The 20,091-nt window shown below is 53.5% G+C and carries 18 protein-coding genes; 13 read left to right on the forward strand and 5 right to left on the reverse strand.

The genetic code is table 11. The features are described 5' to 3' along the window. Positions 1-149: 149 nt before the first annotated feature. The 3 genes from traF (at position 150) to pspG (ending at position 2,996) form a co-directional block, all read left to right on the forward strand. Positions 150-1,400 carry a conjugal transfer protein TraF gene (gene traF, locus PO881_RS01565; protein ID WP_280172344.1) on the forward strand — a complete coding sequence of 417 codons (1,251 nt, stop codon included), beginning with the start codon at positions 150-152 and terminating at the stop codon, positions 1,398-1,400. A 96-nt stretch (positions 1,401-1,496) separates the two neighbouring features. Next, complete coding sequence (gene dusA / locus PO881_RS01570) at positions 1,497-2,495, forward strand: tRNA dihydrouridine(20/20a) synthase DusA (protein ID WP_110868152.1); 999 nt, start codon at positions 1,497-1,499, stop codon at positions 2,493-2,495. Between the two features lie 234 nt (positions 2,496-2,729). Beyond that, on the forward strand, positions 2,730-2,996 hold the full coding sequence (gene pspG / locus PO881_RS01575) for an envelope stress response protein PspG (protein WP_280172345.1): 267 nt from the start codon (positions 2,730-2,732) through the stop codon (positions 2,994-2,996). Between the two features lie 195 nt (positions 2,997-3,191). Here the strand turns inward: pspG and PO881_RS01580 are convergent, their stop codons facing one another. Further along, positions 3,192-4,175, reverse strand: a complete 984-nt coding sequence (locus PO881_RS01580) for a quinone oxidoreductase (RefSeq protein ID WP_192412679.1) — start codon at positions 4,173-4,175, stop codon at positions 3,192-3,194. Between the two features lie 73 nt (positions 4,176-4,248). On the opposite strand from PO881_RS01580, the gene dnaB reads away from it, so the two are divergent. The 7 genes from dnaB to PO881_RS01615 all read left to right on the forward strand — a co-directional run bounded on the left by dnaB (position 4,249) and on the right by PO881_RS01615 (position 10,965). Further along, positions 4,249-5,655 carry a replicative DNA helicase gene (gene dnaB, locus PO881_RS01585; RefSeq protein WP_101763062.1) on the forward strand — a complete coding sequence of 469 codons (1,407 nt, stop codon included), beginning with the start codon at positions 4,249-4,251 and terminating at the stop codon, positions 5,653-5,655. Positions 5,656-5,783: 128 nt separating this feature from the next. Then, the gene (locus tag PO881_RS01590; protein ID WP_097095220.1) at positions 5,784-6,275 is read left to right on the forward strand and encodes an Lrp/AsnC family transcriptional regulator; all 492 of its coding nucleotides are present in this window, start codon (positions 5,784-5,786) and stop codon (positions 6,273-6,275) included. A gap of 228 nt (positions 6,276-6,503) precedes the next feature. Beyond that, on the forward strand, positions 6,504-7,118 hold the full coding sequence (locus tag PO881_RS01595) for a YitT family protein (protein ID WP_008109953.1): 615 nt from the start codon (positions 6,504-6,506) through the stop codon (positions 7,116-7,118). A gap of 48 nt (positions 7,119-7,166) precedes the next feature. After that, positions 7,167-8,360, forward strand: a complete 1,194-nt coding sequence (locus PO881_RS01600) for an amino acid aminotransferase (protein WP_280172346.1) — start codon at positions 7,167-7,169, stop codon at positions 8,358-8,360. 190 nt (positions 8,361-8,550) lie between these two features. Continuing rightward, positions 8,551-10,086 (forward strand): catalase, encoded by a 1,536-nt coding sequence (locus tag PO881_RS01605; RefSeq protein WP_137384966.1) that lies wholly within the window; start codon positions 8,551-8,553, stop codon positions 10,084-10,086. 108 nt (positions 10,087-10,194) lie between these two features. Next, positions 10,195-10,611, forward strand: a complete 417-nt coding sequence (locus tag PO881_RS01610) for a secondary thiamine-phosphate synthase enzyme YjbQ (RefSeq protein ID WP_061718371.1) — start codon at positions 10,195-10,197, stop codon at positions 10,609-10,611. Between the two features lie 3 nt (positions 10,612-10,614). Further along, positions 10,615-10,965 (forward strand): MmcQ/YjbR family DNA-binding protein, encoded by a 351-nt coding sequence (locus tag PO881_RS01615; protein ID WP_101763060.1) that lies wholly within the window; start codon positions 10,615-10,617, stop codon positions 10,963-10,965. A gap of 6 nt (positions 10,966-10,971) precedes the next feature. Here the strand turns inward: PO881_RS01615 and PO881_RS01620 are convergent, their stop codons facing one another. Both PO881_RS01620 and uvrA read right to left on the reverse strand, forming a co-directional pair. Then, complete coding sequence (locus PO881_RS01620) at positions 10,972-12,036, reverse strand: NAD(P)-dependent alcohol dehydrogenase (RefSeq protein ID WP_277974402.1); 1,065 nt, start codon at positions 12,034-12,036, stop codon at positions 10,972-10,974. A 219-nt stretch (positions 12,037-12,255) separates the two neighbouring features. Next, on the reverse strand, positions 12,256-15,084 hold the full coding sequence (uvrA, locus tag PO881_RS01625; RefSeq protein WP_280172347.1) for an excinuclease ABC subunit UvrA: 2,829 nt from the start codon (positions 15,082-15,084) through the stop codon (positions 12,256-12,258). Positions 15,085-15,306: 222 nt separating this feature from the next. Between uvrA and ssb1 the strand changes: the two genes are divergently transcribed. After that, positions 15,307-15,861, forward strand: a complete 555-nt coding sequence (gene ssb1, locus PO881_RS01630) for a single-stranded DNA-binding protein SSB1 (RefSeq protein ID WP_061718369.1) — start codon at positions 15,307-15,309, stop codon at positions 15,859-15,861. 101 nt (positions 15,862-15,962) lie between these two features. Here the strand turns inward: ssb1 and PO881_RS01635 are convergent, their stop codons facing one another. Continuing rightward, on the reverse strand, positions 15,963-16,490 hold the full coding sequence (locus tag PO881_RS01635) for an isochorismatase family protein (RefSeq protein WP_192235999.1): 528 nt from the start codon (positions 16,488-16,490) through the stop codon (positions 15,963-15,965). Positions 16,491-16,611: 121 nt separating this feature from the next. On the opposite strand from PO881_RS01635, the gene PO881_RS01640 reads away from it, so the two are divergent. Both PO881_RS01640 and PO881_RS01645 read left to right on the forward strand, forming a co-directional pair. After that, a complete protein-coding gene (locus PO881_RS01640; RefSeq protein ID WP_280172348.1) occupies positions 16,612-17,442 on the forward strand; it encodes an AraC family transcriptional regulator in 831 nt (276 codons plus the stop codon). 72 nt (positions 17,443-17,514) lie between these two features. Then, positions 17,515-18,468 carry a DMT family transporter gene (locus tag PO881_RS01645; RefSeq protein ID WP_280172349.1) on the forward strand — a complete coding sequence of 318 codons (954 nt, stop codon included), beginning with the start codon at positions 17,515-17,517 and terminating at the stop codon, positions 18,466-18,468. A 933-nt stretch (positions 18,469-19,401) separates the two neighbouring features. Here the strand turns inward: PO881_RS01645 and PO881_RS01650 are convergent. Further along, the gene (locus PO881_RS01650; protein ID WP_008109970.1) at positions 19,402-19,797 is read right to left on the reverse strand and encodes an IS3 family transposase; all 396 of its coding nucleotides are present in this window, start codon (positions 19,795-19,797) and stop codon (positions 19,402-19,404) included. Positions 19,798-20,091 lie beyond the last annotated feature (294 nt).

A 20,091-nucleotide genomic window follows, 5' to 3' on the forward strand; every position in this document is an offset into this window, starting at 1 on the left:
ATGGCGTGGAAGCGTCCAATTCTGCGAATAGCAGTGCTATTTCCTTTTAATTCACAGCAATGAAGCGTTAGCCAGGGTTCAGAATAGCGGCTAACTAAACTTTCAGTCGGTGAGTGATTCAGCGACATTTCAAAGGTGATGGCAGGCTCATGGCGAAGACATTATTCAGGTACAAAAAAGTAGCTTATCTTGTTGGTTTGAATGCAGTATTTCTCTCTTCCTCAGCTCTGGCAGCAGGTACATGGTACGACGCGCGTAACGACGCAATGGGCGGTACCGGCGTAGCCTCTTCCACCTGGAGTTCAGCGGTGCTGGCTAACCCAGCATTGATGACCAAGGCGCAGCCTGAAGATAACGTCAGCATCATTCTGCCATCAGCCGGCGCACAGGTTACCGACAAAGACAAATTGATCGATCGCGTTGACGACATTACCGATACCGTTGATCGTTATCAGGACGTGATCGATGACCTAACCTTTCAGGATTACCTCAATGGTTACCCGCAGCTGAAGGCTGCCGCGGGCGATATGGCTAACCAACTCAGCGATCTGCGTGGCAATAAAGCTCACGCAACAGCCGGCGTGGCCGTGGCCGTCACCGTTCCGAATGAAACCTTACCTTTTGCCTTTATCACCAAGGCTTACGGCACTGCGATTGTGCGCGCCAACGTGGCAGATAGCGATATTGCCTACCTGCGCGCGGTTGCCAATGGCACGAGAGTGCCTGTGCCGGGTGATGAAAATAACTTACGCTCCAGCGCCAATGGCCTGGCGGCATTAGTCACCGATTATGGTGTGTCAGTCGCGCATGAGTTCTCGATTGCCGGCCATCCGGTTTCTGTCGGCGTGACGCCAAAGCTGCAGAAAACCTGGCTGTATAACTACACCGCGAGTATCTACAACTACGACAAGAGCGACATCAACAGCAGCCGCTACCGCAGCAGCGATACCGGTTTCAACATGGATGCGGGTGTCGCAACAGATTTCGGTGAGAACTGGACCTTTGGCGTGACCGGACAAAACCTGATCTCGCGCGATCTCGATACTAAAGAGGTGAACGGTTACCGCGATACTTATCAAATTCGTCCGTTGGTCACTACAGGGCTTTCCTGGAATAACGGGCCGTTTACGCTGGCGGGGGATGTTGATCTGACTGAAACCAAGCGCTTCAAGTCGGAAGACACCAGCCAATATGCTGGCGTAGGTGCGGAATATCGTGTGCTGGATTGGCTGGCGCTGCGTGCCGGCTATCGCGCCGATCTGAAGTCGACCGATACTGACGTGTTCACCGCCGGTTTGGGTGTGTCACCGTTCAACAATGCTGTCCATCTGGACCTGGCCGGTTCTGTAGGTAAAGACAACACCGTAGGTGCCATGCTGCAGCTCGGATTCAACTTCTGATTACCCGTCTGATAACGGGCGGCTGTGCCGCCCGTTTTGCTGTGATATGATTGCGCAGTTTCTCATCACTTACTTACTGCGGATTTACTGCGTTTCATGACCGATACTTTCTCCTCGCAACGTTTTTCCATCGCCCCAATGCTCGACTGGACCGATCGTCACTGTCGTTATTTTCACCGTAAGCTGAGCGGTGACACGCTGCTGTACACCGAAATGGTGACGACCGGCGCGATCATTCATGGTAAAGGCGACTATCTGGCCTACAGCGAGGAAGAGCATCCGCTGGCGCTGCAGCTGGGTGGCAGCGATCCCGCCGCGCTGGCGCAGTGCGCTAAGCTGGCAGAAGAGCGTGGCTACGATGAGATCAACCTCAACGTGGGTTGTCCATCCGATCGCGTCCAGAACGGCCGTTTTGGCGCCTGCCTGATGGGCGATGCGGCGCTGGTTGCCGACTGCATTAAAGCGATGCGCGATGTGGTGAGCATTCCGGTGACGGTTAAAACCCGCATCGGTATTGATGAGCAGGACAGCTACGAATTCCTGTGTGATTTTATTGGCACCGTGGCGCAACAGGGCGGCTGCGATACTTTTATTATCCACGCGCGCAAAGCGTGGCTATCGGGTTTAAGTCCGAAAGAGAATCGCGAGATTCCGCCGCTCGATTATCCCCGCGTTTACCAGCTGAAGCGCGATTTCCCGGCGCTGACCATGGCGATTAATGGCGGCATCAAAACGCTGGAAGAGGCCAAACTGCATCTGCAGCATATGGATGGCGTGATGATGGGGCGCGAAGCCTATCAGAATCCGGGCATTCTGGCGCAGGTTGACCGCGAGCTGTTCGGTCGCGATACGCCGCGCGTCGATCCGGTAGCGGTGGTGCGCTCGATGTATCCCTACATTGAAGCTGAACTATCCAAAGGCATGTACCTCGGCCATGTGACGCGCCATATGCTTGGCCTGTTCCAGGGCATTCCGGGTGCGCGCCAGTGGCGTCGCTATTTAAGTGAAAACGCCCACAAACCCGGCGCCGATGTGCGCGTGCTGGAAGCGGCGTTAGCGCTGGTAGCGGATAAGATCCCGCAGGAAGTGATGTAATCACTGTTTAGCATGCCAGAACCTTCCGGTTTGATACGGTGCGCCTTCATGCGCACCGTAAAGCCAGTACCATAATTTTATAGATGGTTATTTCTACGCCGAGAATTAGTTTTTTTCATCACCTCATTATTTCTTCATTCAACTCTTGTCCATTGCTTTCAAGCAGTTAGCTATTTTTATAACCTGGCACGTATCTTGTAATGTTCCTGATGTTACTTACACAGGAGAGCCTTCGTGGAAATTCTATTTGTTATCGGCTTTTTTCTGATGCTGCTGTTCACCGGCGTTTCGTTGCTGGGCGTTATTGCAGCATTAGTGGTGGCGACCGCTTTGATGTTCTTTGGCGGATTGCTGGCAATTGTTATTAAAGTGTTGCCATGGCTGGTATTGGCGGTTCTCGCTGTCTGGCTTTATCGGGCATTTACCACGCCTTCAGGTGAGGCAAAGATGCGCAGGCTGAAAAGAAAAATCAGCGACTTAGATAGAAGGGACTGGCGCTAATTGCGGTGACGATCACAGACTCGGATATTGCTTAGCATTATTCCGCATTTAAACATATTTTTTACTTATGTTTTCTGTCAGGATGATTGGCGTTGTTTCAAACGAATTCATCGCCGCTGTCCCTACACCAGCGCGAACTATAAAAAGAAAGAAAAAAAGGGGCTTCCTACGGGAAGCCCCGTTTGCATTTAGCGATCAGGGAATCAGCAGGCTGGAACCCTGAGTCGCGCGACTCTCCAGCACCTGATGCGCGCGCACCGCGTCACTCAAGGCAAATTTCTGCTGCTCGGGCACGTTAAGCTGAATCGCGCGGCTGGCGATCAATGAGAACAACTCATTGCTGGCGGTATCCAGTTCTTCACGGTTGGTGATGTAACCGAACAGCGAAGGTCGGGTGACGAACAGCGAGCCCTTCTTGTTGAGAATGCCGAGATCAACGCCGGTAACCGGACCCGACGCATTACCAAAGCTGACCATTAATCCGTGGCGACGCAGGCTATCCAGCGATGGTTCCCAGGTATCTTTCCCCACTGAGTCATATACCACGGCCACTTTCTCGCCATGGGTCAACTCGCTGACGCGCTTCGCGATATTCTCTTCACGATAGTTAATTGTCGCCCAAGCACCGGCATCTTTAGCTATCTTCGCTTTCTCTGCGGAACCCACCGTGCCAATCAGATGTGCGCCGAGCGCTTTGGCCCATTGGCAGGCGATCAAACCCACGCCACCCGCGGCGGCGTGGAACAGGAAGATTTCATCAGCTTTCACTTTATAGGTTTGGCGCAGCAGATACTGCACGGTTAAACCTTTGAGGAAAGAGGCCGCGCCTTGCTCAAAGGAGATGCTGTCGGGCAGGATCACCAGACGATCTTCCGCCACATTGTGCACTTCGCTGTAGGCGCCCAGCGCGGCCTGGCAATAGACCACGCGATCGCCCGCCTTAAACCGCGTCACCGCCGATCCGACGCGCTTCACCACGCCGGCGGCTTCGGTACCCAGGCCGGAAGGGAAGCTGCTTTGCGGATACAAGCCGCTGCGCACGTAGGTATCAATGTAGTTAATGCCAATTGCCTTGTTTTCCACCTGCACTTCATGTTCGGCGGGATCGGCCAGTTCGAAATCGACCCATTGCAGTACATCTGGGCCGCCGTGTTGGTTGAACTGAATACGCTTTGCCATTCTGACTCCTGTGATTGTTCATCCTGGGACGGTATACTTGCGCGTCCCTTTCACGATCGGTAATGCATTCACTATGGCAGGAAATAAACCCACCAACAAATCGAACGAACCCCGCGATCGGCAGCTGGAAGGCGTGAAAATGCCGCCGCATTCCATAGAAGCGGAGCAGTCGGTGCTCGGTGGGTTGATGCTGGATAACCAGCGCTGGGACAACGTTTCTGAACGCGTCGTCGCCAGTGATTTCTTCAACCGCTCGCACCGTCTGATTTTCACGGAAATGCAGCGTTTGCTGGAAGCTGGCCAGCCGATCGACCTGATTACGCTCTCTGAATCGCTGGAAACACTAGGCGAATTAGAGATGGCCGGCGGCTTCGCCTATCTGGCCGAGCTGGCAAAAAATACGCCAAGTGCCGCGAACATTGGTGCTTATGCCGATATCGTGCGTGAACGTGCGGTAGTGCGCGAAATGATTTCTGTGGCGAACCAAATCGCCGATGCCGGTTACGATCCGCAAGGACGGAGCAGTGAAGATCTGCTCGACTTTGCTGAATCGAACGTTTTCAAAATTGCTGAACAGCGCGCTAATAAAGATCAGGGCCCGCAGAATATCGAGCAGATTCTGGAAGCCACGGTATCGCGCATTGAGTCGCTGGTCTCAACGCCGCACGACGGCGTCACCGGCGTCGATACCGGCTATCAGGATTTGAACAAAAAAACCGCCGGTTTACAGGGCTCGGATCTGATCATCGTCGCGGCGCGTCCTTCGATGGGTAAAACCACCTTCGCCATGAATTTGTGCGAAAACGCCGCGATGCTGCAGGACAAGCCGGTGTTGATTTTCAGCCTGGAGATGCCCAGCGAGCAGCTGATGATGCGTATGCTGGCGTCGCTGTCGCGCGTGGATCAGACGCGCATTCGTACCGGTCAGCTGGAAGATGAAGATTGGGCGCGCATTTCCGCCACTATGGGGATTTTGCTTGAGAAGAAGAACATGTTTATCGATGACTCTTCTGGCCTGACGCCCACCGAAGTGCGCTCACGCGCGCGCCGCATCTTCCGCGAAAACGGCGGGTTGAGCCTGATCATGATCGACTATCTGCAGCTGATGCGCGTGCCTGCGCTGTCGGACAACCGTACGCTGGAGATCGCTGAAATCTCGCGCTCGCTCAAAGCGCTGGCGAAAGAGCTGAATGTGCCGGTGGTGGCGCTGTCGCAGCTGAACCGCTCACTGGAACAACGTGCGGATAAGCGCCCAGTGAACTCGGATCTGCGTGAATCAGGTTCGATCGAGCAGGATGCCGACTTGATCATGTTCATCTACCGTGACGAGGTGTATCACGAAAACAGCGATCTTAAAGGCATCGCCGAGATCATCCTGGGTAAGCAGCGTAACGGCCCGATCGGTACGGTACGCTTGACCTTTAATGGCCAATGGTCGCGCTTTGATAACTACGCTGGCCCGCAATACGACGACGAATAACCCTTTCATTCCGGATGCATGCACGTTTTGTGCATGCATTTCACGTCATCAGAAAATAGTGTTGGACAACCCCGGCTTTAATCAGGTTATCTGTAGCAAAGCGCCCCTTATTACGCTGTGGAAACAGAATGACTCAGGTAGACGATCACGACCTTAAGATATTGACATTATTACAATCTAACGGACGCCTCACCAACCAGGAACTCAGTGATTTAGTCGGACTTTCGGCGTCGCAATGTTCACGCCGCCGCATCAATCTTGAGCAGGCCAATCTCATTCTCGGCTATCACGCACGCCTCTCGCCCGACGCGGTGGGCCTTGGCATGGTGGGATTGATTGAAGTGCGATTGAAAAACCATACGCCGGATTATGAAGAGAGTTTCCATCGCATGGTGGAAGAAGAAGCCGCGATTGTTGATGCGTTCAAAACCACCGGCGATGCCGATTATCTGCTGAAAGTGGCGGTAGCCGATCTGGCTTCACTGAGCGCGCTGATCAGCCAGCTAGTGGCTGGCCATCAAAGCGTGGCGCACGTGAAAACCTCCGTGGTATTGAGCCGTTTGAAAGAGAACGGTTTAATGATCATCCCACAGCACAAAACGCGCCAAAAAAGTGCGTGACGTGCTAATCTGGTGCAATTATTGCCTTAATAATGCAAAAAACGCGCACCAGAAAACAGATTTGTGCATGGGTTGATGGTTTATGTCTCAACTGATGCACAAAAACCTGCAATAAAGCGCCTTAGTTATCAATTGGATAATCACTGGCACCCATCGGCGGCGAGCATACGCCGCCGATGTGGTGCGTTTTTTGCATTTGAACCGCATCATTTGCAATGAGATTAACCCATGGATAACGTTGTTCAACCCACTAAAGTTCCGCATTCGCTGATTGAAGATGCGCTGGCGATAGTCCTCGGCACGCTAATGGTCTCTTTCGGCGTCATTATGCTGAAACAGGCGGGTGCACTCACCGGCAGTTCTGCCGGTATTGCCTTCTTAATCAGCTATTTGTCACCGCTCTCCTTCGGTAGCGCCTTCTTCCTGATCAACCTGCCCTTTTACTGGCTCGCCGTGCGGCGCATGGGCTGGGAATTTACCCTGAAAACCTTCTGCGCGGTTGGCCTGGTGTCGCTGTTCACCCATCTGCATCCACTGTTTGTGCATTTTTCTGCGCTAAATCCGTTTTATGCGACACTGTTCGGTAACGTGGTGATGGGCATTGGGTTTATAGTGTTGTTCCGTCACAAAGCCAGCCTCGGCGGTATTAATATTTTGGCGCTCTGGCTGCAGGACCGCATCGGTCTGCGTGCCGGAAAACTGCAAATGGCGGTCGATACCTGCGTGGTATTAGCGTCGCTGTTTGTGGTGTCGTTACCGATGCTGTTTGCTTCAATCGCGGGCGCGGTGATCCTCAATCTCATCATCGCAATGAATCATCGTCCCGGCCGTTACATGGTTTGATGACGCATCTTTACCTCTTATTTATGACCAATCATGGAGATCTGCACCGTGTTTCAAAACGTTGATGCCTATGCCGGCGATCCGATTCTGTCGTTGATGGAAACCTTCAAACAAGATCCGCGCGATAACAAAGTAAACCTAAGCATTGGTCTCTATTACAACGAAGCGGGCATCATTCCTCAGCTGCAGGCGGTCGCCGCAGCAGAAGAGCGCCTGCAGGCGCAGCCGCATCAGGCGTCGCTGTATCTGCCGATGGAAGGTCTGAACGCTTACCGTAACGCCATTGCGCCGCTGCTGTTCGGTAAACAACATCCGATGCTGCAAGCGGGCCGCATTGCGTCCATCCAGACGTTGGGCGGCTCAGGCGCGCTGAAAGTCGGTGCTGATTTTCTCAAGCGTTACTTCCCGGCGTCCAACGTGTGGGTGAGCGATCCGACGTGGGAAAACCACGTCGCGATCTTCAACGGTGCCGGTTTCGAGGTGAATACCTATCCGTGGTATGACGCGGAAACCAACGGCGTGAAGTTTGATGCGTTCATCGCCAAACTGAAAACCTTGCCGAAGCAATCCATCGTGCTGCTGCACCCGTGCTGCCATAACCCAACCGGCGCCGATCTCACCTACGCACAGTGGGATGAAACCACCGAAGTATTGAAAGCGCAGGAGCTGATTCCGTTCCTCGATATCGCTTATCAGGGCTTTGGCGCGGGCATGGAAGCGGATGCTTATGCGATTCGCGCGATTGCGGCCGCGGGTCTGCCTGCACTGGTCAGCAACTCGTTCTCCAAGATTTTCTCGCTATACGGTGAGCGCGTTGGCGGCCTGTCTATAGTCTGCGATAGCGCAGAAGAGTCCGCTCGTGTGCTGGGCCAGCTGAAAGCCACCGTGCGCCGCAATTACTCCAGCCCGCCAAACTTCGGTGCGCAGGTGGTTTCCTGCGTGCTGAACGACGAAGCGCTGCTCAACAACTGGCTGGCAGAAGTCGAAGCGATGCGTCTGCGCATCATCGACATGCGTCAGGCATTGGTTGACGTGTTGAGTACTAAACTGCCGGGACAAAACTTTGATTACCTGCTGAAACAGCGTGGCATGTTCAGCTATACCGGCTTGAGCGCGCAGCAGGTTGACCGTCTGCGTGATGAGTTTGGCGTGTATCTGATCGCCAGCGGCCGCATGTGCGTTGCCGGCCTGAACAGCCGTAACGTCAACCAGGTTGCTGAGGCGTTTGCTGCGGTGATGTAACTTCACTGCGACGGCGCGCCACAAAAAACCGCCAACATGGTTTGGCGGTTTTTTATTTATAACTTTTTTTAACTATAAACCGGACTGGTCTCGTTAGCGCTTCTCCCCATGAGTGTAAATATCCTCCAGCCTGAAACGGCGCGAGAGCGGCAATGTAGTCGCATATTTAAACTCACAAGGAAGCACGCTTATGACCCGGACCGCTTACTCTTTTGCAGTCAAACCCCTCGCTTGTGTATTAGCCTTAGCCTTTTCCCTTCCGGTTTACAGCACCGCTTTAACGCGTGATAACGGCGCACCCGTCGGCGATAACCAGAACTCACAAACCGCAGGCGAAAATGGCGCAGTGTTACTGCAAGATGTGCAGCTGATCCAAAAGCTGCAACGCTTTGACCGAGAACGCATTCCAGAGCGCGTGGTACATGCACGCGGTACCGGCGCGCACGGCGAGTTCCGCGCCAGCAAAGATATCAGCGACTTAACCATTGCCGAAGTCTTTAAACCAGGCAGCGTGACGCCAGTATTTGTGCGCTTCTCATCCGTGGTGCACAGCAAACATTCACCGGAAACGCTGCGCGATCCGCGCGGTTTTGCCACCAAGTTTTACACCAGCCAGGGCAACTGGGATTTAGTGGGTAACAACCTGCCGGTGTTCTTCATCCGCGACGCGATTAAATTCCCGGACATGGTGCATGCGTTTAAGCCTGATCCACGCACCAATCTTGGCAACGACGCGCGCACCTTTGATTTCTTCTCTCACGTACCGGAAGCCACGCATGGCCTGACCATGCTGTTCTCCAACATGGGGACGCCAGCAAACTATCGCCAGATGGATGGCAACAGCGTGCACGCCTATAAGTTCGTCAACGCCAAAGGTGAAGTGCACTACGTGAAATTCCACTGGAAAACCCTTCAGGGCGAGAAAAATCTCGATCCGGGCGAAGTGGCGGCTATTCAGAGCAGCACTTTCAGCCACATGACAGAAGATTTAGTGGCATCGATCAACAACAAAGACTTCCCGAAATGGGATCTCTATATTCAAACCATTAAAGCCAGCGATCTGGATAAGTTCGACTTCAACCCGCTGGACGCCACTAAAATCTGGCCGGGTATCGCAGAAGTGAAAGTCGGCCAGATGGAATTGAACCGCAACGTGGATAATTTCTTCCAGGAAACCGAGCAGGTGGCGATGGCGCCATCGAATCTGGTTCCGGGCATTGAGCCATCGGAAGATCGCTTGCTGCAAGGTCGTTTGTTCTCTTACGCCGATACCCAGATGCACCGTTTGGGCGCCAATGGCCTGACGTTGCCGGTCAACGCGCCGCGCGTGCCGGTAAGCAACGGTAATCAGGACGGCGCAATGAACAGCGGCAAGGCTGACGATCATGGCGTCAACTATCAGCCAAGCCGTGTCTATCCACGCGAAGAGCTGCAGAGCGCCCGATACAGCCACAGCCCGCTGAGCGGCACCACGCAGCAGGCGATGATTGCTAAAACGCAGAACTTTAAGCAGGCGGGCGATCTGTATCGTTCCTTCAATGACAAAGAGAAAACCGATCTGATCAATTCTCTGGGTGGCGCGCTGAAAGGTGTGGATGTGCAGAGCCGCGCCATTATGTTGTCGTACTTCTACAAGGCTGATAAAGAGTACGGCGAACGTCTGGCTGCAATTACTAAAGACGATGTGGGCAGCATCAAAACCATGGCCGCTAAGCTGAGCGACTAACCTTCAGTCGGCAGAGTTCACGCTCTGCCGTTTTTTCCTCTCTTCAGGGTTTACCTTTCGCCGACATGCTGCACACTTAAACGGTGTAATTACTTTTAGGATTCTGGCATGTGGCATCAACAAACGCTTACGCTTGGCGCCAAAGCGCGCGGCTTTCATCTGATCACCGACGAGATTGTCGGCCAGCTTCATGGCTTATCCGATGTGCGCGTCGGCCAACTGCATCTGCTGCTGCAACACACATCGGCGTCGTTAACGCTCAATGAGAATTGCGATCCCACCGTGCGCAGCGATATGGAGCAGCATTTCTTACGCCATGTTCCGGAAAGTGCGCCTTATCAGCACGATTACGAAGGGGCTGACGACATGCCGGCACACATCAAATCGTCACTGCTCGGCGTCTCGCTGCTGATTCCGGTTAACCGCGGTCGCCTGATGTTAGGTACGTGGCAGGGAATCTGGTTGGGTGAACATCGGGTGCAGGGCGGTGCGCGGCGTATCGTGGCGACCTTACAAGGGGAATAAAAGATGAATACTTCGGATTTACTGACGTACTGCATGAGCAAGCCGGGCGCGGAGCAAAGCTTTAAAGAGTGCTGGCAGGCGACGCAGATTAAAAGTGAAGGTGTGCTGTTTGCCATGCTTTATGAGGTAAAAGGGCGTCCGGCCTTGTCGCTGAAAGCCACGCCTGCGCTAGCGGAATTGTTACGTGAGGAGCACAACGATGTGTTTCCCAGCGAACATTTAAATAAGTCGCACTGGAGCACGCTGTGGCTGGATGGTTCGCTAAAAGATTCGCAGATTTACTATCTGGTGGATGCTTCCTGGCAACAGGCTGACGCCACGCGCGCGGCGGGCGTCAACCATGATGAACACTGAGGCGAATTAAGCCGCAGATTCCTCGCGCAGAGTATTGATATCAATCACGAAGCGGTATTTCACATCGCTTTTCAGCATACGTTCGTAGGCTTCGTTGATTTGATTCATCGCGATCAGTTCGATATCTGAAGTGATACCGTGCTTGCCGCAGAAATCCAGCATTTCCTGGGTTTCCGCGATGCCGCCAATCAGTGAACCGGCGATGCTGCGACGTTTGAAGATCAGGTTGAAGACCTGCGGTGCCGGGTGATCGTGCTCCGGCGCGCCGACCAGCGTCATGTTGCCATCACGCTTCAGCAGGGCAATGAACGGGTTGAGATCGTGCTGCGCTGCAACGGTGTTCAGGATGAAGTCGAAGCTGTTGGTGTGTGCGGCCATTTGGTCGGCATCTTTCGAGATCACCACTTCATCAGCGCCCAGACGTTTACCATCTTCAATTTTTGACGGTGACGTGGTGAACAGCACCACATGTGCGCCCATCGCATGAGCCAGCTTCACGCCCATGTGACCAAGGCCGCCCAAACCGACGATACCGACTTTTTTACCCGGACCGACATTCCAGTGGCGCAGCGGTGAGTAAGTGGTGATACCGGCACACAGCAGTGGCGCAACGCCCGCCAGATCGAGATTTTCTGGTACGCGCAGCACGAAGCTTTCATCTACTACCATGCTGGTGGAGTAACCGCCGTAGGTGATTGCGCCGGTTTCACGGTCTTCACCGTTGTAAGTACCAACAAAGCCATTCTCGCAATACTGCTCCAGCCCTTCCTGACAGCTTGGACAGCTGCGGCAGGAATCAACCACACAACCAACACCGACCAAATCGCCCACTTTGTAGTTGTGGGTGTGAGCGCCAACGGCCGTCACGCGACCAACAATTTCATGGCCAGGCACTACAGGAAAAATGGTGTTGCGCCATTCGTTGCGCGCGGTATGCAGGTCCGAGTGGCAGACGCCGCAGTACAACACTTCAATCTGCACATCATGAGCGCGCAGTTCGCGTGGCTTAAAATCGAACGGGGCGAGTTTTGCTTTCGCGTCCTGTGCGGCATAGGCATGCGTAATATTCATGGTGTCTCCAGTAGGATGTGTCGTGATTTCTATGCGGGATCCCGTTCAGCGTACTGAAGGGATAAAGGGCGTAAGGGACGCCAAAAGGAACGTTGTAAGGATAGTCAGCAGGGGGTAATGCGTATATGCCTGAAGTTGTCTGATTCTTGCCTGTTCCTGCATTTCGTTGCGGAATCCGACAGAAAAAAACAGGCCCGCAATGGCGGGCCTGAGAGAAATTTACTTCTTCAACATTGGCTTAAGGAAACGCGCCGTGTGTGATTTTTCACACTCCGCCACCGTTTCTGGCGTGCCGGACACCAGGATTTCACCGCCGCCGCTGCCGCCTTCCGGGCCGAGATCGACAATCCAGTCTGCGGTTTTCACCACGTCGAGGTTGTGCTCAATCACCACGATGGTGTTGCCCTGATCGCGCAGCTGATGCAGCACTTCCAGTAACTGCTGAATATCCGCAAAGTGCAGGCCGGTGGTCGGCTCATCGAGGATATAGAGCGTCTGGCCTGTGCCGCGTTTTGACAGCTCACGCGCCAGCTTGACGCGCTGCGCTTCACCACCAGAAAGCGTGGTAGCTGACTGGCCCAGACGGATATACGACAGGCCGACATCGACCAGCGTTTGCAGCTTACGCGCCAGCGCCGGCACCGCATCAAAAAATTCGCGGGCTTCTTCGATGGTCATATCCAGCACTTCGTGGATGCTCTTGCCTTTGTATTTAATCTCCAGCGTTTCGCGGTTATAGCGCTTGCCTTTGCACTGGTCGCACGGCACGTAGATGTCGGGCAGAAAGTGCATCTCTACCTTGATCACGCCGTCACCCTGACAGGCTTCGCAGCGTCCGCCGCGCACGTTGAAGCTGAAGCGCCCCGGATTGTAGCCGCGTGAACGCGCTTCCGGCACGCCGGCGAACAGTTCGCGCACCGGAGTGAAAATGCCGGTGTAGGTCGCGGGATTCGAACGCGGTGTGCGACCGATCGGGCTCTGATCGATATCGATCACTTTATCGAAATGCTCCAGGCCGGCGATTTCACGATAAGGCGCGGCTTCGATGGTGGTCGCGCCGTTGAGCTGGCGCTGCGCAATCGGGAACAGCGTATCGTTGATCAGCGTCGATTTACCCGATCCGGACACGCCGGTGATGCAGGTAAATAAGCCGACCGGAATCGTCAGCGTGACATCTTTGAGGTTGTTACCGCGCGCATCGGTGAGTTTCAGCACTTTGGCTGGATCGCCTTTGACGCGCTCTTGGGGAATCGCAATCTCGCGTTTGCCGCTAAGGAACTGGCCGGTCAGGGAATTTTCATTCGCCATGATCGCGTGCACATCACCTTCGGCAACTACCTGACCACCGTGCACGCCCGCGCCCGGACCGATATCGATCACATGGTCAGCGGCACGAATCGCATCCTCATCGTGCTCCACCACAATCACTGTGTTACCGAGATCGCGCAGGTGAATCAGCGTGCCAAGCAGGCGTTCGTTGTCGCGCTGGTGAAGGCCGATTGAGGGTTCATCCAGCACGTACATCACGCCGACTAAACCGGCACCAATCTGGCTGGCCAGACGAATACGCTGCGCTTCACCGCCGGAGAGCGTTTCCGCCGAGCGTGACATCGACAGGTAATTCAGGCCGACGTTCACCAGGAAGCTCAGGCGATCGCCAATCTCCTTCAGGATTTTTTCCGCAATCTGCGCACGCTGGCCGCTCAGCTTCATGTTGGCGAAGAAATCCATCGCATGACCGATGCTCATTTCTGAGATGGTCGGCAGGTTGGTGTCTTCAACAAAAACATGACGCGCTTCACGACGCAGACGCGTACCTTCACAGCTGGCGCAGGCACGGTTGCTGATAAATTTCGCCAGCTCTTCGCGCACCGCGTTGGATTCCGTCTCTTTATAACGGCGCTCCATGTTGTGCAGCACGCCTTCAAACGGATGGCGGCGCACTGAGGTGTCACCGCGATCGTTGATGTATTTGAATTCGATATTCTCTTTGCCGGAACCGTACAGAATTACTTCGCGCGCTTTGTCGCTCAGGCTGTTAAACGGAGCTTCAACATCGAATTGCAGATGCTCTGCCAGCGAGCGCAGCATCTGGAAGTAGTAGAAGTTACGGCGATCCCAGCCGCGGATGGCGCCTCCGGCCAGCGACAGCTCGGGGTTCTGCACCACTCGATCGGGATCAAAATATTGCTGCACGCCCAGGCCATCGCAGGTCGGGCAGGCGCCAGCCGGATTGTTGAACGAGAACAGGCGCGGTTCGAGTTCACGCATGCTGTAGCCACAGATTGGGCAGGCAAAGTTGGCCGAGAACAGCATTTCTTCGGCGCTGGGATCGTCCATATCGGCGACGATCGCGGTGCCACCGCTCAGTTCCAGCGTGGTCTCAAAGGATTCGGCCAGGCGCGTTGCCAGATCCTCGCGCACGCGGAAGCGGTCAATCACCACTTCAATGGTGTGCTTCTTCTGTAACTCCAGCTTCGGTGGATCCGACAGATCGCACACTTCACCATCGATACGCGCACGGATATAGCCCTGCGCAGCGAGGTTTTCCAGCGTTTTGGTGTGTTCGCCTTTGCGATCTTTCACCACCGGTGCCAGCAGCATCAGACGACGGCCTTCTTCCTGCGACAGCACCTGATCGACCATCTGACTCACGGTTTGCGCTGCCAGAGGAACGTCATGATCCGGACAGCGCGGTTCACCCACGCGCGCGAACAGCAGGCGCAGGTAGTCGTGAATTTCGGTAATGGTGCCGACAGTGGAACGCGGGTTATGCGAAGTCGATTTCTGCTCAATGGAGATGGCGGGCGAAAGACCTTCAATATGGTCAACGTCCGGTTTCTCCATTAATGAAAGAAACTGGCGCGCATAGGCCGAAAGCGACTCGACATAGCGACGCTGGCCTTCCGCATACAGCGTATCAAACGCCAGCGAAGACTTACCGGAACCTGACAGACCGGTGACCACAATGAGCTTATCGCGAGGGATGATCAGGTTGATGTTCTTCAAATTATGGGTGCGAGCACCGCGGACTTCGATCTTATCCATTCACCTTTCCCGGATTGAACAACACTCGCCATGCCTTGCCAGCACGACCAGCAGAAACGGTCCATTATGGCACAAAAAATAAACTGAATAAATATCCAGTGTTTTTGCTATTCTGTCCGCCGATAAATTTTGGAATCCCGCTCTAAAGTGGGCACACGCCAATGTGACGTGATACAATTTTTCGCTTAGACTTTTAGCATCAACTCATCGGGAGACAGCAACATGGCCAGTCGTGGCGTAAACAAAGTGATTCTAGTCGGGAATCTGGGTCAGGATCCGGAAGTGCGCTACATGCCAAATGGTGGCGCGGTAGCCAACATTACGCTGGCCACGTCAGAAAGCTGGCGCGATAAGACAACCGGTGAAAACAAAGAGATCACGGAATGGCACCGCGTTGTGCTGTTCGGCAAGCTGGCGGAAGTGGCTGGCGAATACCTGCGTAAAGGTTCTCAGGTTTACATCGAAGGTCAGCTGCGTACCCGCAAATGGACCGATCAGGCCGGCCAGGAAAAATACACCACTGAAGTGGTGGTTAACGTTGGCGGCACCATGCAGATGCTGGGCGGACGTCAGCAGGGCGCGAACGCAGGTGGCGCACCGGCGGGCGGCCAGGGCGGCGGCAATAACAACGGTTGGGGCCAGCCACAGCAGCCACAACAGCAGCCGCAGGGCGGTGGCAACCAGTTCAGCGGCGGTGCGCAGCAGCGTCCACAGCAGCAGAGCGCGCCTGCTAACAACGAACCGCCAATGGATTTTGACGACGATATTCCGTTCTGATAATCCGCCTGAGCTATCTCAGGCCGGACGTTATCGAATCCAGAAATGCCATTCCGCGAGGAGTGGCATTTTTTTTATCTCAAGCCAAACAAGGTGCAGCCTTAATGCGGTCGCCATTCCCGCAATAACGCTTCCGTCTCACGTACCAGCACCGGGTTGCCCGGCATAATCAAATCGGCCCACACTTCGTTGTGCTGATTGATCTGCTGCTGCGCGGAAACATAGGTGCGGTCGGCGGTGGTATGCGCATCGGCGGCGACGGTGATGTGATAGCCGAGGCTGGCGCCGACTTTGATGGTGGTATCGACACAGTAATCAGTCGCGCAGCCGCAAATAACGAAGCTTTTAATACCGCGTTGGTCGAGTTGAGCGGCGAGATCGGTTTGCCAGAAACTGTCGCAGGCGGTTTTATTGACAAAGATGGCGTTGGCCGGCTGCTGTAACTCGGGGACGATGGCCCAGCCTGCTGAATTGACCTCTAAACCTGGCCCAACGTGCTGGATGAAGATCACCTGATCGGCCGCAGCGGTTAACTGATTGATCCGCTCGCAGCGTCCGGCACGATCAAAACGCGGCGATGCCAGCACGCCGTTTTGCATATCCACTACCACAACCACACGATTAGCCATTTTTATCTCCTGTTAAGTTTTGTCAGTGTCCGGTGAACTCGCAACGAGGTAAAGCAAATCCGCTTTGCATTTATCGCCACTGCCGCGCATGCTTATAAGCGATTTATTCCGGAGGTGTGTCGTGAAGGTGGTTCCTGAAATCTTTCCTTGTGAGCAAGATCGTGCGCAGTTTCAGCATTTCGCTGAGCTGCCGGGCATCGAGCTGTATCAGGCGCACATCTCCCGCTACGCTTTTGAACCGCATACCCATGAAGCCTTTGGCATCGGCACTATCGAATCCGGCGCCCAGCGCTTTCGCTATCGCGGAGCCAGTTACACCGCGCCGCAGCATTCGCTGGTGATGATGAATCCTGACGAGCTGCACACCGGTGAATCTGCCTGCGACGAAGGCTGGCGTTATCGCATGATCTATATCGATCCGCAGGAGATGGATCGTCTGACCGGCGATCGTCATTGGTGGTTCACCGATGCTCTGCGCACCGATGCGCGTCTGGCGCAGCCGTTTTCTCAATTGCTGGCGCAGATGTGGCAGGCGGAAACCCCGCTGGAGCGTGAAAGCATTTTGCTCGAACTGCTGGAGTTAATGCGTCCGCTGGCGCGTCAGGGACAGCTGCGACCTGTCGAAGGTGCACATCGCTTTGATGCGGTAAGAGACTATTTGCGTGAAAATCTCGCCGAACCGGTGCGCCTCGAAGAACTTGCTGCGCTGGCATCACTGTCGCCGTGGCATTTCCTGCGCAGTTTTAAACAACACTTCCACGTCACGCCGCATCAAATGCTGATGGCTTTTCGCCTGTTCGCAGCAAAACAGCAGCTGGCACGCGGCGACAGTGCGGCAACCGTCGCGGCATCGGTTGGTCTTACCGATCAGGCTCATCTCACCCGCGCCTTCGCGCATCGCTACGGCATCACGCCGGGCCGCTATCAAAAACAAGTGTTCCCTTCACGCTAACCGCAATCTGCTACAAGCCTTTAGCCTCCACCTGCGTCACACTGCAGCGGAATGCATATAAAGGAAGAGTTTATGTTTGCTGGAATACTGTTTGCGCTGGCGGCGGGACTGATGTGGGGATTGATCTTTGTGGGCCCGCTGTTAATACCGGATTATCCCGGCACCTTGCAATCGGCCGGACGCTACGTCGCCTTTGGTTTGGTGGTGTTGCCGCTCGCCTGGCTGGATCGCCGTCGTTTGCGTCAGCTGGCGCGCAAAGACTGGATCGAAGCGCTGAAGCTGTCGCTGATTGGCAATTTGCTCTATTACGCGTTTCTCGCCAGCGCGATTCAACGCACCGGCGCGCCCATTTCTACCATGATTATCGGCACCTTGCCGGTGGTGATTACTGTGACGGCCAATCTCTGTTATGGCCATCTTGAAGGGCGCTTGCCGTGGCGTAAATTGACGCCAGCGTTGCTGATTATTGCTGTGGGCCTGGCTTGCGTGAATGCCGCCGAACTCCAGACGCAAGGCCCCGATTTTGATTGGTCGCGCTATCTCACCGGTTTAGGGTTAGCGGTTCTGGCGGTGGCATGCTGGACATGGTATCCGCTGCGTAATAGTTTATGGTTACGCGCGCATCCCCAGCACAAGCCATCCAGCTGGGCGACGGCACAAGGTTTGGTGACGCTGCCGCTGGCAATAGTGTTCTATCTATTAGTCTGCGTGCAGCTTCACTGGCAGCAACCTGCATTTGCGCTGCCATTCGGGACGCAGCCGCAACGCTTTCTATTATTGATGTTAGGTATCGGGCTGATTTGCTCATGGTTGGGCACGCTCTGCTGGAATGCGGCCAGCCAACGCGTGCCGACGGTGATCATGGGGCCGCTGATTGTGTTCGAAACCTTAGCCGGTTTGCTGTGGACATTCCTGTGGCGACAAAGCTGGCCGCCGCTGCTAACCGCGCTTGGCATTGGTTGTTTAATTATTGGCGTGATCTACGCGATGCGTATTAAACCCCAGCCGCGCATCACTGCGGTATAGGTCATCAAAATAGGGCTGCTGAAAAATCATTTCGGCAGCGTACTACGCTGTATTTTAAGAATTTGACTAACCCTTTTCACGCGCCTCTTCGCCCATTCAGGCGCTCAGCTGGCCATCGATATAACATTTTGGCTAATTGCAGCCCTCTTTTTAGCGCTAATTTGTCATAAAAAGTCATACCGTTTCATCCGACGCATGAGTGTTTAACCGTATTAAGGCTTCCTGAACCTTCACGAATCTCCGATCTTCCTGGCTATCGCAGGCCCTAAAGCGGAAAAAACCGACGCATTAGCGCGCAAAAACATGCATCTAACCTACCTTTTATTGCCATTTGGCACTGAAGATTGGCACTTGAAAACCACTTTTTGCTTAAGGGAATCGAGAGATGTTAAGAAAGATTCCATTAACCTTTGGCAAAAAACCATTAAGCGTAGCGATGAATAGGGTGCAGGAATTTAACTTATTTCCCGCTTTTTGGCCGTTATTGTTTAGGGCAGGTAACCTTTGTTATCAGGATTATTCCTGGCAACAGAAGAGGGAATTATGGTCTACGCGTGTCAAACGATTGACGAATCGATCTCAGAACAGATCCAGATGAAAACAGAGGTTGTGTGTGAGCGGTTACACTCGGTTGTTCATTAATGCTTAACAGAACTATCCGCATTCAGGACTGATGATTAATGTTGGTAAAGTAATAATCGAAGCGCCAATCTCACCGAAATGAGATTGGACTTCGTTAGAATGGCTTGAATAGAGAGACTTTTGCTGATGTGAATCTATTTTACCGCAAAAAAGGAAGCAATTCCGCGATGGTATTCATCAGGAAAAATTGGTGCGAATTGTTATGTTGTGAACGCCGTATTAAATGATCTTGATATCTTCTGGTAAGAACAAATCTCAGCATTAGGTCAAATAACATCGGCCTTAATGGTATTAGCGATTATCTGTACCTGCAGGATAATGATAAACGCTACGGCTAATATCCAGTAAACGGCAGCTACGACGGGTACCTATGTCGAATGTCGTTTGCAGAAAGTTAACCGCCTGACGCTTTTCATTGGTGGTGAAGAAGTTTTTCAATACGCTTTGCAGCATCTCTTTATCGGAACTCAGTGATTGCAGCTCACGCGTGAGGTTAAGTAGCTGATCTTCCAGCTCCTTGATTTTTCTACCTTCTTCGGAAGAGAGCCCAGAAAACTTCTTCTTCCAGCTATAGAAAGTGGCCTCGGAAATGCCAAGCTCCTCACAAATCTCCCTGACTTTCACTCCCGTTTCAGAAGCTTTAATGGCATTTGTGATTTGCTCTTCGCTATATCGTGACTTTCTCATAAATGCTATTACCTTTCTTATCAATTAGTGGATGAGAATTACTGTATTAATATCTGGCACTGCAAAAACACTATTAATGCAGTATTAAAGTGCGCGATTTGAATTGCGAGGGTTAAATTAAGATATTTAGAAGAAATATCATCATGGGATAAATCTTATTTTATTCCGAATGGCATTGAACGCCTTCCTGGCTTTAGGTTTTTGATATAAATTCTCTCCATCCCAAATGCAGAAAAATACTACATTCATTGGAAAATCGGCATAAACCACTTGCAGAAATGTCAGGGTATGCCA

The sequence above is a fragment of the Pantoea sp. SS70 genome (genome assembly GCF_029866845.1).
In the GTDB taxonomy this organism is placed as follows: Bacteria; Pseudomonadota; Gammaproteobacteria; order Enterobacterales; family Enterobacteriaceae; genus Pantoea; species Pantoea leporis.

Bases quoted from the DNA above. Each gene is read 5' to 3' on its own strand.
- traF (WP_280172344.1), top strand. From the start codon at position 150: ATGGCGAAGACATTATTCAGGTACAAAAAAGTAGCTTATCTTGTTGGT.
- dusA (WP_110868152.1), top strand. From the start codon at position 1,497: ATGACCGATACTTTCTCCTCGCAACGTTTTTCCATCGCCCCAATGCTC.
- PO881_RS01580 (WP_192412679.1), bottom strand. From the start codon at position 4,175: ATGGCAAAGCGTATTCAGTTCAACCAACACGGCGGCCCAGATGTACTG.
- dnaB (WP_101763062.1), top strand. From the start codon at position 4,249: ATGGCAGGAAATAAACCCACCAACAAATCGAACGAACCCCGCGATCGG.
- PO881_RS01590 (WP_097095220.1), top strand. From the start codon at position 5,784: ATGACTCAGGTAGACGATCACGACCTTAAGATATTGACATTATTACAA.
- PO881_RS01595 (WP_008109953.1), top strand. From the start codon at position 6,504: ATGGATAACGTTGTTCAACCCACTAAAGTTCCGCATTCGCTGATTGAA.
- PO881_RS01605 (WP_137384966.1), top strand. From the start codon at position 8,551: ATGACCCGGACCGCTTACTCTTTTGCAGTCAAACCCCTCGCTTGTGTA.
- PO881_RS01610 (WP_061718371.1), top strand. From the start codon at position 10,195: ATGTGGCATCAACAAACGCTTACGCTTGGCGCCAAAGCGCGCGGCTTT.
- PO881_RS01615 (WP_101763060.1), top strand. From the start codon at position 10,615: ATGAATACTTCGGATTTACTGACGTACTGCATGAGCAAGCCGGGCGCG.
- PO881_RS01620 (WP_277974402.1), bottom strand. From the start codon at position 12,036: ATGAATATTACGCATGCCTATGCCGCACAGGACGCGAAAGCAAAACTC.
- uvrA (WP_280172347.1), bottom strand. From the start codon at position 15,084: ATGGATAAGATCGAAGTCCGCGGTGCTCGCACCCATAATTTGAAGAAC.
- ssb1 (WP_061718369.1), top strand. From the start codon at position 15,307: ATGGCCAGTCGTGGCGTAAACAAAGTGATTCTAGTCGGGAATCTGGGT.
- PO881_RS01635 (WP_192235999.1), bottom strand. From the start codon at position 16,490: ATGGCTAATCGTGTGGTTGTGGTAGTGGATATGCAAAACGGCGTGCTG.
- PO881_RS01645 (WP_280172349.1), top strand. From the start codon at position 17,515: ATGTTTGCTGGAATACTGTTTGCGCTGGCGGCGGGACTGATGTGGGGA.
- PO881_RS01650 (WP_008109970.1), bottom strand. From the start codon at position 19,797: ATGAGAAAGTCACGATATAGCGAAGAGCAAATCACAAATGCCATTAAA.